General features: G+C 54.8%; 1 pseudogene. It reads right to left on the bottom strand.

The features are described from left to right. Window positions 1–35 precede the first annotated feature (35 nt). Window positions 36–263: pseudogene (locus tag SB822_RS58025) on the bottom strand (hypothetical protein); the annotation flags it as partial.

Genomic DNA, 263 nt, shown 5'->3' with positions numbered 1-263 from the left:
CAAAACCAATGGCACAACAGGGCTCTCTAGATTTATCAAGCACATAGCGAGGTTGGGCAGTATGAAACACACTTGTAAAAGCCAAGCCAGTCGACGATTTCATCCATTGCCGCACGCCGGGTCGCGAAGTGCCGGCCATGCAGGCGTGCAACTTTTAACGAACCCCACAGGCTTTCGGTCGGTGCATTGGAGTCCGCAGACAACTGCGCCCGTAAGTGACGCTGGAAGCCGACGTTTTCAGGTAACTCATCCGTACCACCCCC

The organism is Paraburkholderia sp. SIMBA_054 (assembly GCF_046534875.1).
GTDB classification, from domain to species: Bacteria; Pseudomonadota; Gammaproteobacteria; order Burkholderiales; family Burkholderiaceae; genus Paraburkholderia; species Paraburkholderia hospita.
The sequence above is the reverse complement of the archived record's forward strand: the minus strand, read 5'-3'. Positions and strand labels throughout refer to the sequence as shown.